General features: G+C 53.9%; 1 protein-coding gene. It reads right to left on the reverse strand.

Translation table 11 applies throughout. The features are described from left to right. Positions 1-269: hypothetical protein (locus C162_RS36495; RefSeq protein WP_036701949.1), on the reverse strand; the 269-nt coding region annotated here is incomplete at both ends.

Below are 269 nucleotides of genomic sequence, written 5' to 3' on the forward strand. Positions count from 1 at the left end.
TATTCCTTGCTTATACTCCATCGCATTAGTCACATTAATCAATGTACCGTTGTTCGCATCTATCGCCATTTCATCCGTTGCCGTCACACCTATTGGTGTCGCTGGACGGGATGGAATGGTCAGCACCTGCGCCGCACTGTCTACCGTTGTTGAAGCATTCCCCTGCTTCACAATACTCAGGGACTCTCCCAGCCAGCTCTGCTCCAGCACCAGGGTGCCAGCCGCAGTCGCCGTTACCGCTGTACCGTTCACGGTATACGTGCCATTCG

The organism is Paenibacillus sp. FSL R7-269 (genome assembly GCF_000517865.1).
In the GTDB taxonomy this organism is placed as follows: domain Bacteria; phylum Bacillota; class Bacilli; order Paenibacillales; family Paenibacillaceae; genus Paenibacillus_AQ.